Source organism: Mesorhizobium sp. M0898 (assembly GCF_040319695.1).
In the GTDB taxonomy this organism is placed as follows: Bacteria; Pseudomonadota; Alphaproteobacteria; order Rhizobiales; family Rhizobiaceae; genus Mesorhizobium.
Genome location: NZ_JAMYOE010000014.1, coordinates 1 through 14362, shown reverse-complemented (window position 1 = coordinate 14362; position 14362 = coordinate 1). Strand labels below are relative to the sequence as shown.

General features: G+C 64.2%; 17 protein-coding genes. 7 read left to right on the top strand and 10 right to left on the bottom strand.

Annotated features, from left to right (window positions below):
- The gene (gene cobS / locus NKH90_RS16680; RefSeq protein ID WP_352451201.1) at positions 1-987 is read right to left on the bottom strand and encodes a cobaltochelatase subunit CobS; all 987 of its coding nucleotides are present in this window, start codon (positions 985-987) and stop codon (positions 1-3) included.
- Between the two features lie 123 nt (positions 988-1110).
- Positions 1111-1740 (bottom strand): J domain-containing protein, encoded by a 630-nt coding sequence (locus tag NKH90_RS16675; protein ID WP_036238769.1) that lies wholly within the window; start codon positions 1738-1740, stop codon positions 1111-1113.
- Between the two features lie 133 nt (positions 1741-1873).
- Between NKH90_RS16675 and NKH90_RS16670 the strand changes: the two genes are divergently transcribed.
- The gene (locus NKH90_RS16670) at positions 1874-2176 is read left to right on the top strand and encodes a BolA family protein (RefSeq protein ID WP_352471452.1); all 303 of its coding nucleotides are present in this window, start codon (positions 1874-1876) and stop codon (positions 2174-2176) included.
- Positions 2177-2178: 2 nt separating this feature from the next.
- On the opposite strand, the gene NKH90_RS16665 is transcribed toward NKH90_RS16670, so the two are convergent.
- The 4 genes from NKH90_RS16665 to NKH90_RS16650 are packed head-to-tail and all read right to left on the bottom strand — an operon-like array spanning position 2179 to position 5662.
- Positions 2179-2988 (bottom strand): alpha/beta hydrolase, encoded by an 810-nt coding sequence (locus NKH90_RS16665; RefSeq protein WP_352820092.1) that lies wholly within the window; start codon positions 2986-2988, stop codon positions 2179-2181.
- 39 nt (positions 2989-3027) lie between these two features.
- Entirely contained in the window at positions 3028-3924 is an 897-nt protein-coding gene (locus NKH90_RS16660) for an HlyC/CorC family transporter (protein WP_352476244.1), read from the bottom strand.
- Entirely contained in the window at positions 3921-5063 is a 1143-nt protein-coding gene (gene aroB, locus NKH90_RS16655) for a 3-dehydroquinate synthase (protein WP_352820091.1), read from the bottom strand. The genes NKH90_RS16660 and aroB overlap by 4 nt, the downstream gene beginning before the upstream one ends.
- Positions 5060-5662 (bottom strand): shikimate kinase, encoded by a 603-nt coding sequence (locus tag NKH90_RS16650; protein WP_352471455.1) that lies wholly within the window; start codon positions 5660-5662, stop codon positions 5060-5062. Before NKH90_RS16650 ends, aroB begins: the two co-directional genes overlap by 4 nt.
- Before the next feature lie 158 nt (positions 5663-5820).
- Between NKH90_RS16650 and NKH90_RS16645 the strand changes: the two genes are divergently transcribed.
- The 5 genes from NKH90_RS16645 to NKH90_RS16625 all read left to right on the top strand — a co-directional run bounded on the left by NKH90_RS16645 (position 5821) and on the right by NKH90_RS16625 (position 9712).
- The gene (locus NKH90_RS16645; RefSeq protein WP_023677884.1) at positions 5821-5970 is read left to right on the top strand and encodes a hypothetical protein; all 150 of its coding nucleotides are present in this window, start codon (positions 5821-5823) and stop codon (positions 5968-5970) included.
- Positions 5967-6875 carry a site-specific tyrosine recombinase XerD gene (locus NKH90_RS16640; protein ID WP_352540217.1) on the top strand — a complete coding sequence of 303 codons (909 nt, stop codon included), beginning with the start codon at positions 5967-5969 and terminating at the stop codon, positions 6873-6875. The genes NKH90_RS16645 and NKH90_RS16640 overlap by 4 nt, the downstream gene beginning before the upstream one ends.
- Positions 6876-6974: 99 nt before the next feature.
- A complete protein-coding gene (locus NKH90_RS16635; protein WP_352471457.1) occupies positions 6975-7925 on the top strand; it encodes an acetyl-CoA carboxylase carboxyltransferase subunit alpha in 951 nt (316 codons plus the stop codon).
- 210 nt (positions 7926-8135) lie between these two features.
- Positions 8136-9431, top strand: a complete 1296-nt coding sequence (locus tag NKH90_RS16630; protein WP_352820145.1) for a L,D-transpeptidase family protein — start codon at positions 8136-8138, stop codon at positions 9429-9431.
- Positions 9432-9436: 5 nt separating this feature from the next.
- Positions 9437-9712: a sulfurtransferase TusA family protein gene (locus NKH90_RS16625; RefSeq protein WP_352616109.1), complete on the top strand. Its 276-nt coding sequence runs from the start codon at positions 9437-9439 to the stop codon at positions 9710-9712.
- A gap of 194 nt (positions 9713-9906) precedes the next feature.
- Here the strand turns inward: NKH90_RS16625 and NKH90_RS16620 are convergent, their stop codons facing one another.
- Together NKH90_RS16620 and NKH90_RS16615 are read right to left on the bottom strand one after the other, a co-directional pair.
- Positions 9907-11019: a CobW family GTP-binding protein gene (locus NKH90_RS16620; protein WP_352820090.1), complete on the bottom strand. Its 1113-nt coding sequence runs from the start codon at positions 11017-11019 to the stop codon at positions 9907-9909.
- A 4-nt stretch (positions 11020-11023) separates the two neighbouring features.
- Positions 11024-12202 carry a D-alanyl-D-alanine carboxypeptidase family protein gene (locus NKH90_RS16615; protein ID WP_352820143.1) on the bottom strand — a complete coding sequence of 393 codons (1179 nt, stop codon included), beginning with the start codon at positions 12200-12202 and terminating at the stop codon, positions 11024-11026.
- 270 nt (positions 12203-12472) lie between these two features.
- Between NKH90_RS16615 and NKH90_RS16610 the strand changes: the two genes are divergently transcribed.
- Positions 12473-13636 carry a M20 aminoacylase family protein gene (locus tag NKH90_RS16610; RefSeq protein ID WP_352451192.1) on the top strand — a complete coding sequence of 388 codons (1164 nt, stop codon included), beginning with the start codon at positions 12473-12475 and terminating at the stop codon, positions 13634-13636.
- Positions 13637-13708: 72 nt separating this feature from the next.
- Here the strand turns inward: NKH90_RS16610 and NKH90_RS16605 are convergent, their stop codons facing one another.
- Together NKH90_RS16605 and NKH90_RS16600 are read right to left on the bottom strand one after the other, a co-directional pair.
- Positions 13709-13852, bottom strand: coding sequence for a glycine zipper domain-containing protein (locus NKH90_RS16605; RefSeq protein WP_198023575.1), 144 nt, complete (start codon positions 13850-13852; stop codon positions 13709-13711).
- Between the two features lie 41 nt (positions 13853-13893).
- Positions 13894-14184, bottom strand: a complete 291-nt coding sequence (locus NKH90_RS16600) for a hypothetical protein (RefSeq protein ID WP_352471460.1) — start codon at positions 14182-14184, stop codon at positions 13894-13896.
- Positions 14185-14362 lie beyond the last annotated feature (178 nt).

Below are 14362 nucleotides of genomic sequence, written 5' to 3'. Positions count from 1 at the left end.
TTAGCCCAGCACCACATTGGCAGCCGATTCCGGCAGATCCTCGCCAAAGGCGCGTTGGTAGAACTCGGCCACCAGCGAGCGTTCGAGCTCGTCGCATTTGTTGAGGAAGGTCAGCCGGAACGCCATGCCGATATTGCCGAAGATCTCGGCATTCTCGGCCCAGGTGATAACCGTACGCGGGCTCATCACCGTCGACAGATCGCCGTTGATGAAGGCCGAGCGCGTCATGTCGGCGACACGCACCATCTTGTTGACGATCTCCTTGCCCTTGCCGTCGCGGTAATGCTTGGCCTTGGCCAGCACGATGTTCACTTCATTGTCGTGCGGCAAATAGTTCAGCGTGGTGACGATCGACCAGCGGTCCATCTGCGCCTGGTTGATCTGCTGGGTGCCATGATAGAGGCCGGTGGTGTCGCCCAGCCCAACCGTGTTGGCGGTCGAAAACAGCCGGAACGCCGGGTGCGGGCGGATCACCCGGCTCTGGTCGAGCAGCGTCAGCCTGCCCGACGATTCCAGCACGCGCTGGATGACGAACATCACGTCCGGGCGGCCGGCATCGTACTCGTCGAAGCACAGCGCGACATTGTGCTGGTAGGCCCAGGGCAGGATGCCGTCGCGGAACTCGGTGATCTGCAGCCCGTCCTTGACGACGATGGCGTCCTTGCCGACGAGGTCGATACGGCTGACATGGCTGTCGAGGTTGACGCGCACGCAAGGCCAGTTGAGCCGGGCGGCGACCTGCTCGATATGCGTCGACTTGCCGGTCCCGTGATAGCCCGACACCATGACCCGACGGTTGTAGGCAAAGCCGGCGAGGATCGCCATGGTCGTGTTCTTGTCGAACAGGTAGTCCGGGTCGATGTCGGGGACATGCTCGCTCGTCACCGCATAGGCCGGCACCACCATCTTGGAGTCGAAGCCGAATGTCTCCTTCACCGACACCGTGGTGTCGGGCAGGTTGGCGATGTCGCGATCGACCTTGTTCATCTCTATCAACGTCTCCACAAGCGAAACGCCGCGTTTCGCCGGCAATCGATTTTGTTCGGGGGCGGTCTTAGAGCCTTTTCCAACCTTATGAAAGTTGGAAAACGACACGAACCGTAAGGTCGCTCAGCACAAACCTGCCTGCTTGAGCACGCGATACGCCTGGAGCACATCGCGGAACCGGTCTTCCGAACCTCTGTCGCCGCCATTCGCATCCGGATGGTGGCGTTTCACAAGTTCCTTATAGCGCGCCTTGATATCCTTGCCAGTTGCCTTTGTATCAAGGCCAAGCGTTTCCAGTGCCTTGGCCTCAAGCGGCTTGGCCTTGCGCTCGCGTGCTTCGCGCGGGTCCTTCGGGCCTTTGAACAGGTCGAACGGATCGCGCATGCGATTGTAGTAGCCGGCGCGACCGGAGCGCGCCTGGGCAAAGTCCGGCGAGGAGCGGGTCGATGCGCCGTTGACGCCCATTTTCCAGGTCGGCCGGTGGCCGGTCATGGCTTCCTTCTGGAAGCGGGCGATCTCGGTGTCGGGAACGCCCGAGAAATAATTGAAGCCTTTGTTGTACTCGCGCACATGGTCGAAGCAGAACTGGAAATACTCGCCTTCCTTCATCCGTCCGACCGGGGCACGGTGGGTACCGGCCTCCTTGCAGCCATCCCACTGGCAGATCGGCGAACGCGACTTCAGCTCCGCGTCCTTCTCCGGGCGGATACGAATCTTCTCGAAATATTTTGGGTACGGCTTCATCTCACCCATTTATGGGCTGTTCGCGGATGCGAAACAAGAATTGACATTTTCGCGATGATCGCCCTAACCGCTGAATCGCGGCATAAAACCGGCGAATTGCGAATTTTGTGCGATGACATAGATGTGGTGAAGGGAAGCGGCGATGTCCATACAGGCAACGATGGAAGACAAGCTGAAAAAGGCGTTTTCGCCGGAACGGCTGGCCGTCATCAACGAAAGCCATCTCCATGCCGGGCATCATCATGTGGATTCCGGCCATCACGCCACCTTCGACGGCACCGGCGAGACGCATTTTCGCGTCCGCATCGTCGCGCCAGCCTTTGCCGGCATGAGCCGCGTCGAACGTCACCGCGCCGTCAACACATTGCTGGCCGAGGAATTGAAATCCGGCGTGCACGCCCTGGCGATCGAGCCGGCGGCGCCCGGCGAAAAGACCCGCTGGTAATTTCAGCCGAGGCTCGCCCTCAGGAAAGCCATCACCGCGGCGGTCAATGCATCGCCCTCGGTGCCGAAGTCGCGATTGATCGACATGTGCGAATAGGCGCTGCCGTCGAACAGCGTGACCCTGGTTCCGGTGGCGCGCAGACGCCCGGCGAAGGCCTGCGCATCCGCCGCGCGGGCTTTCGCGCGCGAATGGGCGATGAAGGTCGGCGGGTGCTTGCGGCCTTCGACGTAGGTGACAGGCGACAGCGCGCGCCACTGCGCCGGATCGGGAAAGGCGCGGGCATAGACCCCTGCCATGCCGCCGCTTCTGGCCAGCGCCTCCAGATCGTAGGCCCTGGTGTCGTCGAGAACCAGCGCCGCGACGCCGGGCAGGCCGCCGCGCAGCCCGGTCAATGTGACGAGATGGCAGCCGGCCGAATGGCCCATGGCGACGATCCGGTCCGGATCGCCGCCATGCCTGGCGATGTTGGCGCGGACGTAACGATAGGCCAGTTCGACATCTGCCGCCTGGGTGGCGACGTCGGCCTTGGGCAGCATCCGGTAGTCGATCGAGACGAAGCAGAAGCCATTGTCGAGCAGGAATTGCGGCTTGGCATTGACGTTGCCGCGGTTGCCGACTCGCCAGGCGCCGCCATGGACGAAAAAGACGACCGGCAGGCCGCTTGCGCCGTCGCGGGAATAAATGTCGAGCTTGGCCGGCCCATAGTGGAAGGTTTCGGGCGACGGCGAACGCAGCCGCAATGCCGCCGCAGCCTGTCCCGGCAGCAGCGCCGCCATCGACGCCAGAAGCAGGCTTCGCCGATCGATCTTCATCAACGCCTGACTGCCACGGCTGCCACAAGGTGCGCACTGTCATTCTCCAAGCATCGCCGGCTTGATCCTCAGCCGCGCGATACGGTTCTTGTCGCGCTTCATGACGACGAAGCGCTTGCCGTGAAACGTAAAGGCCTGCTTTTCGTCCGGGATCGACTGCGCCTCGTGGATGACAAGGCCGGCGATGGTGGTGGCTTCCTCGTCCGGCAGGTTCCAGTCGAGCGCCCGATTAAGGTCGCGGATCGGCACCGTGCCGTCGACGACGACGGAGCCGTCGGCCTCCTGCTTGACACCCTGGATGTCGATGTCGTGCTCGTCGGCGATCTCGCCGACGATCTCCTCGATGATGTCCTCCAGCGTCACCAGCCCTTCGACCTCGCCATATTCGTCGACGACGATGGCGAAATGCGCCTTGCGGCGCAGGAAGGCATTGAGCTGCTCCTGAAGCGTCGTGGTGTCGGGCACGAACCACGGTTTCGACGCGATCTTCATCACGTCGATCCTGGAAAAATCGTTGCCGACCTCGTTCAGCGCGCGCAGCAGATCCTTCGCGTGCAGCACGCCGACAATGTTGTCGAGCGAACCCTTCCACAACGGCATGCGGGTGTGCGGGCTCTGCAGGATCTCGCGAACCACCGCTTCGGGCGGGTCGTCGGCGTTGACCGAGCGCATATTGGTGCGGTGGACCATGACGTCCGACACTTCGAGCTCCTCGAGGTCGAACAGGCCGCCGATGCGGGCGCGGTCCTCGCGCACCACCTGGCCGTCGCGACGGAAATCGTCGACGGCGCCGCGCAGTTCCTCGCGCGCCGAGCGCTGCGGCTCGATGCGCTGCAGCTCGTAGCCGAAGGCGGCGAGCAGGTGCCGGCGCAGGACGAAGCCCAGCAGGCCGAGGCCGGCGAGCACGGCAGCCGCGATCCAGCCGGCCTGGCTCATCCCGGGCGGCTTTCCTGCCGACCCGGATGGTTCTCCCGGAGGAAAGCCAGCACTTCCGAGGCCGGCACATCCCTGGCGATAAAGGCCTGGCCGATGCCGCGCGTCAGGATGAAGGTCAGCGCGCCGCGCGACACCTTCTTGTCCTGGGTGATGAAGGAGAACAGCGTCTCGGCGTCGGGCAGTTCGCCTGGAATGTCGGCCATGCGCCAGGGCAGACCGACGGCGCGAAGATGCGCCTCGACACGCGCCGCGTCGTCGGGGCTCGCCAAATTGAGCCTTGACGAAAAGCGGTGCGCCAGCGCCATGCCGATGGCGACGCCCTCGCCATGTACGAGCCTTGCGCCGTCATAGCCGGTCGCCGCCTCCAGCGCATGACCGAAGGTGTGGCCGAGATTGAGCAACGCGCGGTCGCCGGTCTCGAACTCGTCGCGGGCAACGACGTCGGCCTTGGAACGACAGGCCTCGGCGATGGCCGCAGCCCGCTCCGGCCCGCCGGCAAACACTTGACGCCAGTTTTCTTCCAGCCAGGCGAAAAACTCGGGCCGGTCGATCAGCCCATATTTGGCCAGTTCGGCATAGCCGGCGCGAAACTCGCGGATCGGCAGCGTGTCGAGCACTTCGGTGTCGGCCAGCACCAGCTTCGGCTGGTGGAATACCCCGACGAGGTTCTTGCCGCGCTTGCTGTTGATGCCGGTCTTGCCGCCGACGGAGGAATCGACCTGCGCCAGCAGCGAGGTCGGAACCTGCACAAAGTTCATGCCGCGCCGCGCGATGCCGGCGGCGAAGCCGGCCAGGTCGCCGATGACGCCGCCGCCGAGCGCGATGACGACATCGCCGCGCTCCAGCTTGGCGGCCAGCACGCCGTCGACCACCTCCTCGAGATGCGCAAAGCTCTTGGTCTTTTCGCCTGGCGGCAGCGTGATGACGGCATGTTGGATGCCACCGCTTGCCAGGCCGGCCGCAAGCGCTGCGAGATGCGCGCTAGCGACGTTTTCGTCGGTGACGACCGCCGCCCGCGTTCCCGGCAGACGGCGCGAGATCTCGGCGCCGGCGCGTGACAGCAGGCCGGGGCCGATCAAAATGTCGTAGGCACGCTCGCCAAGCCCGACTTCGACAGTGACCGTTGCATCAGCGCTCACGACCGCACCTCGTCGATGCCGGCAACGCCAAGATGGCCGCGCAGCGCGTCCACCACTTCGGCGGCAATGATCTCCTTGCGGTCGTCGCGGGTCGGCACGACGACATCGGCCGCGGCATAAACCGGGTAGCGTTCCGCCATCAGCCGTTCAAGCACGGCGCGCGGATCGGCGCTTTTCAGCAGCGGCCGGTTCTGTTTCTTGGAAACGCGCTCCATCAACAGGTCGATCTCGGCCTTCAGCCAAACCGAAACGCCATGGCTGGCGATCGCCTCGCGCGTCTGCGCGTTCATGAAGGCACCGCCGCCGGTCGACAGCACCTGCGGCCCGTGCTCCAGCACACGCAGGATGACGCGCTGCTCCAGTGCCCGGAACTCCGCCTCGCCATAGCGCTCGAACAGGTCCGGGACGCTCATGCGCGAGACGCTTTCGATCTCCTGGTCGCTGTCGATGAAGGGCAGTGCCAGCATCGCCGCCACCTTGCGGCCGATCGCCGTCTTGCCGGCGCCCATCAGCCCGACAAAGACGATGGAACGGCCGCCCAGCCGGCCGAGCAGCGCGGCATGGCTCTCGCCCGGAGGATTTGCTGGTAGCGCGTTCATGCTTCTAGGGCCTCTTTGGCGGCGTATCGACATCAAAAGCCTGTTTGCGTCAAGCGCGGCGCAACCGGGACTATGGGCTTCACCCTTGAATTGGCCGGATTGGCGTCTCATAAGGGCACAGGGTTGGAAATGCAGAATAAGACGACGGGCGAAAATTAATGCCAACACTGTTTCGCTTTGTCGTGACGCTCGCGATTCTGGCCGGCATTGTCTATGGCGCGATGTTCGCCCTGGTCATGTTCGTCGAGCCGAGGAAGGCGGAAATGAGCGTGCGTATCCCTCCGGAAAAGCTCAATCCCAAAAAATGAACAGCGCCGCTCGCATCGAAGCCTTCCTGGAGATGATGAGCGCCGAGCGCGGCGCCGCCGAAAACACGCTTTCCTCCTATCGCCGCGACCTCGAAGACGCTTCCGCCGGGATCGGCGGTGGGCTTGCCGCTGCCACCAGCGCCGACATCCGTGCCTATCTCGACGACATCGCCGCGCGCGGCTTTGCCGCCACCTCGCAGGCGCGCAAATTGTCGGCGATCCGGCAGTTCTTCAAGTTTCTCTATGCCGAGGGCCTGCGCGGCGACGATCCGACCGGCACGCTGGACAGCCCGAGGAAGGGCCGGCCGCTGCCGAAGACGATGAGCGAAGCCGATACCGGCCGGCTGCTCGACCGCGCCGCGCAGGAGGCCTCCATGCATGGCGCCGACAGGCTGGCGGCGCTGCGCCTGCACGCGCTGGTCGAGGTGCTCTACGCCACCGGCTTGCGCGTTTCGGAGCTGGTCGGCCTTCCCGTGACGGTGGCGCAGCGCGACGACCGCTTCTTCATGGTGCGCGGCAAGGGCAACAAGGAGCGCATGGTGCCGCTGTCGGCCAAGGCGCGCACGGCGATGCGGACCTGGCTTGCCGCCCGGGCGGCGGTGCCGGCTCTTGCCGACAGCCCGTTCCTGTTTCCGGCCGCCGCCGACAGCGGCTATCTCTCGAGACAGGTCTTTGCCCGCGAGCTGAAAGCGCTTGCCGCACGGGCCGGCATTGCCGCGGCGAAGATATCGCCGCATGTGCTGCGACATGCTTTCGCCAGCCATCTCTTGCAGAACGGCGCCGATCTCAGGGCCGTGCAGCAGCTGCTCGGCCATGCCGATATTTCAACGACGCAGATCTACACGCATGTGCTGGAGGAGCGGCTGGTGCGTCTGGTCAACGATCATCATCCGCTTGCCGACTAGGCGTCATGTCGCTATGTGAGAACGACGCTCCACCGCGCCCAGCCTGCATTTTCGGGCTTGCGTCAGTCATTGCCTTCCGACTTGCCGGTTCGCCCAAGAATGTACAATTACCTCGATTTCGAAAAGCCTGTGCAGGATCTCGAAGGCAAGATCCTTGAGCTGAAGAAGCTTGCCGAGAACGGCGAGGCGGTCGACGTCGGCGATGAGATCGCACGTCTCGAGAAGCGCTCGCGCGATGCGCTGCGCGACGCCTACAAGGCGCTGACGCCATGGCAGAAGGTGCAGGTGGCGCGCCATCCGGACAGGCCGCATTGCATCGACTACATCAAGGGCCTGCTTACCGATTTCACGCCGCTTGCCGGCGACCGCAATTTCGGCGAGGACCAGGCGATCGTCGGCGGCTTCGCCCGCTTTCGCGGCGAGCCGGTGGCGATCATCGGCCAGGAGAAGGGTTCCGATACGGCAAGCCGGCTGAAGCATAATTTCGGCTCGGTGCGGCCGGAGGGCTACCGCAAGGCGGTGCGGCTGATGGAACTCGCCGACCGCTTCCAGATCCCGCTGCTGACGCTGGTCGACACGGCCGGCGCCTATCCCGGCGTCAACGCCGAAGAGCGCGGCCAGGCGGAAGCCATCGCCCGCTCGACCTCGGCCTGCCTTGGCCTGAAGGTGCCGTCGATCTCGGTGGTGATCGGCGAAGGCGGCTCGGGCGGCGCTATAGCGATCGCCACCGCCAACCGCGTCTACATGCTCGAACACGCCATCTATTCGGTGATCTCGCCGGAGGGCGCCGCCTCGATCCTGTGGCGCGATACCACGCGGTCCAAGGATGCTGCGACCAATATGAAGATCACGGCGCAGGACCTGCTGGAGCTGAAGATCATCGACGCCATCATCGCCGAGCCGCTCGGCGGTGCCCATCGCGCCCCCGAAACGGTGATCGCCGCCACCGGCGACCTCATCGCCAGGACGATGAAGGAATTCTCCGGCGCCAACACCGACTTCCGCGAGCATCGCCGCGAGAAATACCTGGCGATGGGCCGCAATCTGTAACCAACGCAGGCACGCGGCCTGAAATGTGGCGGCGTGAACCAGTTTCGCCACAAAAATGCCGCTGCATTCGGCTCAGTGAGCTTAACGTAAGGGGACGCGCCGCATGCTTGCGGTAAGGAATTTTCAAGGTTAACGGGCTTAAGGTCCGTCAGCGGTCGGTTTAGCAGCTGCGGCATCCGCGGCGCAGAGATGAAGACGATAGCCATATCCATGTTTGCCAAGCTTGCCCGGACCGGAGTTCTGATCGCTGCGATCGGCGTCGCCGGCTGCAATGACGCTTCGATGAAGGATTTTGCGCCGCAAGCCAACAAGCCGCTGCCGGACAAGATCCTGGCCGAGATGAAAGCCAAGGGCATGATCCGCACCTCCTCGGTGATGGCGCGCATCTTCAAGGAAGAAGGCAAGCTCGAAATCTGGAAGGCCAAGACCAACGGCCGCTACGACCTGGTCGCCAGCTACGACATCTGCAAATGGTCGGGCAAGCTCGGCCCGAAATTCACCGAAGGCGACCGCCAGGCACCGGAAGGCTTTTACACGGTCCGCCCGGCACAGATGAACCCGCGGTCGAATTACCACCTGTCCTTCAATATCGGCTACCCGAACGCCTATGACCGCGCCAATGGCCGCACCGGTTCCAACCTGATGGTCCATGGCGCCTGCTCGTCGTCCGGCTGCTATTCGATGACCGACGCCCAGATCGAGCAGATCTACGCTTTCGGCCGCGACGCCTTCCAGGGCGGCCAGACCGAGTTTCAGATCCAGGCTTTTCCGTTCCGCATGACCGCCGCCAACATGGCGCGCTATCGCAACGACCCGAACTACGAATTCTGGAAGATGCTGAAGGTTGGCTACGACAATTTCGAGGTCACCAAGGTGCCGCCGAAAGTCGACGTCTGCGAGAAGCGCTACGTGTTCAACCAGGTTGCGGCCGACGGCTCGACCTTCAATCCGACCGGCCCTTGCCCTCCGACCACCCAGCCCGATTCGCTGAAGAGCGCCATCAACGCCTATCAAAGCACCTATGAGGCGGCCTTCAACGGCGCCATAAAGGCCAGCGTGCCGGCGCCCAAGCCAACCATCGCCGGGATCAAGGAAGCCAGCATCGTTTCCGACTGGTCGAAGCGGCGTGCCCGCGGCGAACGCGTTCCGATCGAGCCGCCCTCGCTCAACCCGGACGGCACGGTGGCCGAAACGGCGCGCATGGGCCGCATCGATTCGCCGGCGGGCCGCAAGATGGCAGCGCTCGACGCCGAAAAGGCTGCCAAGCAGAAGGCCGAGGAACAGCGGCTTGCCGCGATAGAAGCGGCGAAGGCAGCGAAAGAGGCAGCCAAGGCGCAGGCATTGGCCGAAAAGGATGCTGCCAAGTCGGCGGCCGAAGCGCCTGTCGCGACCGCAACCGTCGCGCCATCCGCGGAGGCCGTTCCGGTCGCCGAAACGCAGGCTGCGGACGCCGAAAGCACGGCGACAAGGCTGAAGAAGAAACTGCTCGGCATGTTTGGCGGCTGAGGTTCATGCTTGAACAGGAAGATGGGGGCCAGGAAGACAGGCCCTCAACCAGCCCCGCCGCCGTCTACGACCTCAAAGGCTTGAACTGCCCGTTGCCCGTGCTCAAGGCAAAAAAGCGCCTGGCCGCAATGCAGCCGGGCAGCCGCCTGTGGCTCGAAACCACCGACCCGCTCGCCGTCATCGACATTCCCGCCTTCTGCGCCGAGAGCGGCCATCGGCTGATCGAAACGACGACGATGGCAGGCGGCCACCGCTTCCTGGTCGAGCGCGGGATCGGCTGAGTCTCGACTTAGCTCGTTCTGGCGAAAGCGGCTGAGCGGGATAATCTCCCCCCTTGAGGGGGAGATGGCCGGCAGGCCAGAGGGGGTTGCCGCGCGTGAAGCGCCAACCTTTTCTTTCGTCCCACAGGGGGTCGCGCCAGCCGAGGCGACCCCCTCTGTCGCCTTCGGCGACATCTCCCCCTCAAGGGGGGAGATCACGATCCGGCAATAGCCAGCGGGTTGCTTTCCAGTGCTGCGCGATCCGGCGTGTCGATCGACGGCCGGTTGGTGAAGGCGGCGAACAGCCGCCGGACATAGTCTTCGGGCATGTCGAGCGTGATCAGCACCAGCCTGGTGCCGCGCTGGCTGTCCGGCCAGGCCGGCAGTTGCACCGGCGGATGCAGGATCTTCTGCACGCCATGGATAACCAGCGGCCGCGACCGGTCTTCTGCAAGCTCGATGACGCCTTTCATCCGCAAAAGGCGCTCGCCATGCGCCGAGCGCAACAGATCGAGGAACATCTCGATTGCCGAAAACGGCACCGGCCCGTCATGAACCAGCGAATACGAACGCACGCGGGAATCGTGCCTGTGGTCATGGTGATCATGGTCGGCATGGTCATGCCCGCCGTGGTCATGCCCGCCGTGGTCATGGTCGTGGCCGGCTTGTTCGCCCAGCCAACGCTGCACATCGACGGATTTGGTGGCCGGATTGTAGAGGCCGCTATCGAACAGGGTCGCGGTGCTTGCCTCGCCCGCGTCGAGCACCACGGCGCCCGGGTTGAGCTGCCTGAGCCGCGCCCGCAACGCCTCGACATCGCCTGCATCCGTGGTCAGGTCGGCCTTGCTGAGCACGATGCGATCGGCGACGGCCACCTGCTTCACCGCCTCGACATGCGCATCGAGCGTCGCATTGCCGTTGACGGCATCGACCAGGGTGATGACGCCGTCGAGCCGGAAGGCCTGGACCAGGGCCGGGTGTGCCATGATCGACTGCAGTACGGGGGCGGGATCGGCGAGCCCGGTGGTTTCGACGATGACGCGGGCAAGCCGGTCGATGCGGCCGGTCTGCAGCCGGTCGACGAGGTCGGCCAGCGTGTCGACCAGCTCGCCGCGCACCGTGCAGCAGAGGCAGCCGTCGGAGAGCTGGATGATGCCGTCGGAGGCCTGCTCGACCAGGAGATGGTCGATCGCCACCTCGCCGAACTCGTTGATGATGACGGCGGTGTCGGCGAGCTCCGGATCTCGGAGCAGCCGGTTGAGCAGCGTCGTCTTGCCGGCACCGAGAAAGCCGGTGAGCACCGAAACGGGGATCGGGAAGCCGGCCATGCGGCTAGTTCAGCGCCTTGGCCGGCTGCTGGACCTGCGCGGCGGTGGCGGATCCGGCCACAATTGGCTCGGCGCCGGCCGGCGCCGCCCGGTCCGGCCGCCATGTCGGCAGCGGCACGTCGGCATATTCCTGCCCGGAAGCGTCGACCATCGCCTTCGGCTTCGGCCCCGTGGCGCCGCCGAGGCCGACGGCGATCAGCGTCGGCACATGGTCGAGCTTTTCCTGATAGGGCGATTTCGGCACGTCCTTGCCCTTGTCGCCGACCGCGGGGGCGGCCTCCGACTGCTCCTCGACCGGCTTCTTCTTGCAGATTTCGTCATTCATGTCGTTGGCCGACATGGTGTCGCCATAGGCGGGCAGCGCCGCGACCGTCAGCCAGCTCGGCGCCGGGGTTGCAAAACCCTGGTCGAGCAGTTTTGCCGCCGCCTCGGCGCGGGTGACTGCCGATCGTTCGCCGAGCACCACGGCGACCAGGGTGCGGCCGTTGCGGGTCGCCGAGCCGATCATGTTGAAACCGGACGAGCAGACGAAACCCGTCTTCATGCCGTCGGCACCCGGATAGCGGCCGATCAGCAGGTTGTAGTTGGAGATCGCCTTCTTGCCGACGGCAAGGCCTTCGATCGAGAACCAGGGGGCATATTGCGGAAATTCCTTGCGAATCGCCATCACCAGCAAAGCGAGATCGCGCGCTGTCGTATACTGGTCCGGCGAATAGAGCCCGTTCGGATTGACGAAATTGGACCCGCTCATGCCGAGCCTCTGCGCCTCGGCGTTCATGCGTTCGGCGAAACCCGCTTGCGAACCGCCGATATTCTCGCCGACCGCCATGGCGATATCATTGGCCGATTTGACCAGCATCATCTTCAGCGCATTGTCCAACCGCATCACCGAGCCCGGCTTGAAGCCCATCTTGCTCGGCGGCTCGCCGGCAGAATGTTTCGTTACCTTGATCGGCGAATCGAGCTGGACCTCGCCCGCGGCAATCGCCCGAAACGCCACATAGGCGGTCATCAGCTTGGTCAGCGACGCCGGGTACCAGCGCCTGAACGCCTCCTGGTGCTGCAGGATCTTGCCGCTGTTCAGGTCGAACAGGATTGTCGGATTGGCCAAGGCAGGCCCGGCCAGCGACGCAAGCACCACCGTGCCCGCCACCAACAGTCTGAGGAAATGCCTGTAGCGCATCATGAAAACCGAAATAGCCTCTTGCCGCAGTCGCACCTGGCTCCGTAAGATTTCGTTACACGATCGCCAGGATAATGGTCCGGCCCTCTGTTCCCGGACCACAGTCGCGGTGCTATTTACTCTATGTGACGTCAACATGGCAAAGTGCTGCCGATCACAACGTGGAAGCAGCAGCACAATGCAAAGCAGCGTGCATGGTTGCAAGGCAGCAGGCACAATTGCAAAGCAGCAGGCCAAGACCGCCTGCTCCAACAGCGAAATGGAACCATCATGCCGATCCTGAACCGAGCCGCCGAAATGCAGGACGAGGTGGCCGGCTGGCGCCGCCATTTGCACCAGACGCCGGAGCTGAATTTCGACGTCTTCAAGACCGCCGCTTTCGTCACCGAGAAGCTGAAGGCTTTCGGCTGCGACGATATCGTGACGGGTTTGGGCAAGACCGGCGTCGTCGGCATCATCCGCGGCCGCCACGGCGAAGGGTCGACCATCGGCCTGCGCGCCGACATGGATGCCCTGCCGCTCAACGAGATCACCGGCAAATCCTATGCCTCGACCGTCCCCGGCAAGATGCACGCCTGCGGCCATGACGGCCACACCGCTATGTTGTTGGGTGCCGCCAAATACCTCGCCGAAACGCGCAATTTCGCCGGCTCCGTCGCGGTCATCTTCCAGCCGGCCGAAGAAGGCGGCGGCGGCGGCAACGAGATGGTCAAGGACGGTATGATGGAGCGCTTCGGTATCTCCAAGGTTTTCGGCATGCACAACATGCCGGGCCTGCCGGTCGGCCAGTTCGCCATCAGGCCGGGCCCGATCATGGCGGCGACCGCCGAATTCACCATCACCGTCAAGGGCCGGGGCGGCCACGCGGCGATGCCGCACGGCACCATCGATCCGATCGTCATCACCAGCCAACTCGTCGGCGCATTGCAGACGATCGCCTCGCGCAGCACAGATCCGGTCGAGGCGGTGGTCGTCTCGGTGACGAAATTCCATGCCGGCGACGCCTATAACGTCATTCCCGAGACCGCCGAGATCGCCGGCACCGTACGCACGCTGAAGAAGGAAGTCGCCAAGAAGGCAGAGGAGCGCATCCGCGCACTTTGCCAAGGCCTGGGCGCTGCCTTCGGCGCGACAATCGAGGTTGATTACAATGCCAATTACCCCGTCACCTTCAACCATCCGGAAGAGACGGTCTTTGCCAGCGACATCGCGGCCGACGTCGCCGGCGACAGCCATGTGCACCGCGCCATCCAGCCGGTGATGGGCGGCGAGGATTTCTCCTACATGCTTGAAGCGCGGCCGGGCGCCTTCATCTTCATCGGCAACGGCGATACCGCCGGCCTGCACAACCCAGCCTACGACTTCAACGACGAGGTCATCCCGCACGGCATGAGCTATTGGGTGAAGCTGGCGGAAACAGCGCTGGCGGCGTAGCCATTCGGCATCGGCGGTGCGGCAACCGCCGCACCTCTGGGCGGCAAAACCGGGCAGGACATGTTCTGCTGGTCACTTCCGGCCGGACGACTTCCGGGCAAGGCCGAAGGCAATGCCCAGAGCAATACCTATACCGATGCCCGCAACAATGTTGTCCAACACGACGCCGATAGCCACGCCGATCACGACGCCGAGTGTGAGGTGTTTGGCATCCATTATGCCCGGTCATGTAGCGTGGAAGGGAAGAGCCGCAACCGCTACGGTCCGCTCTTCGGATCCTCGACCTCCAGCGCCTCCATGACCGGCGCCAGCTCATTGTCGTCGGCAGCCTGCGGCTCTTCGCCTGTCCTCGCCTTCTTCAGGGCTGCCTCGATCGCCTCCTGGATATTGCCGAGTTCGTCTTCGCGAACCTCGTGGCCATAGCCGGCAGCGTCGGCGTCCTGCTCGAATTGCTGCGCCAGAACGGCGACGCTCACCTCGCTCTCGGCCGGCAAATTGCCGACATTCTCCTGCAGCCACGTTTGAAAGAACTCTTTGGTGGCGCTCATGCGGTGTCTCCTTCGGGACACTAAAGCGCGCCGGCGTCCCGAAAGTTCCGCTATCCCGACCTCTTTGGGGCCTGCTCCCACATTCGGCCAGGCGGCGTTGGCGCCGCCTGGCTCGGCTGCTTACTGGCTGACAGCAGTCGTCGGTTCGCACGACACGTTCGGGTTCATGTCGGCGAAC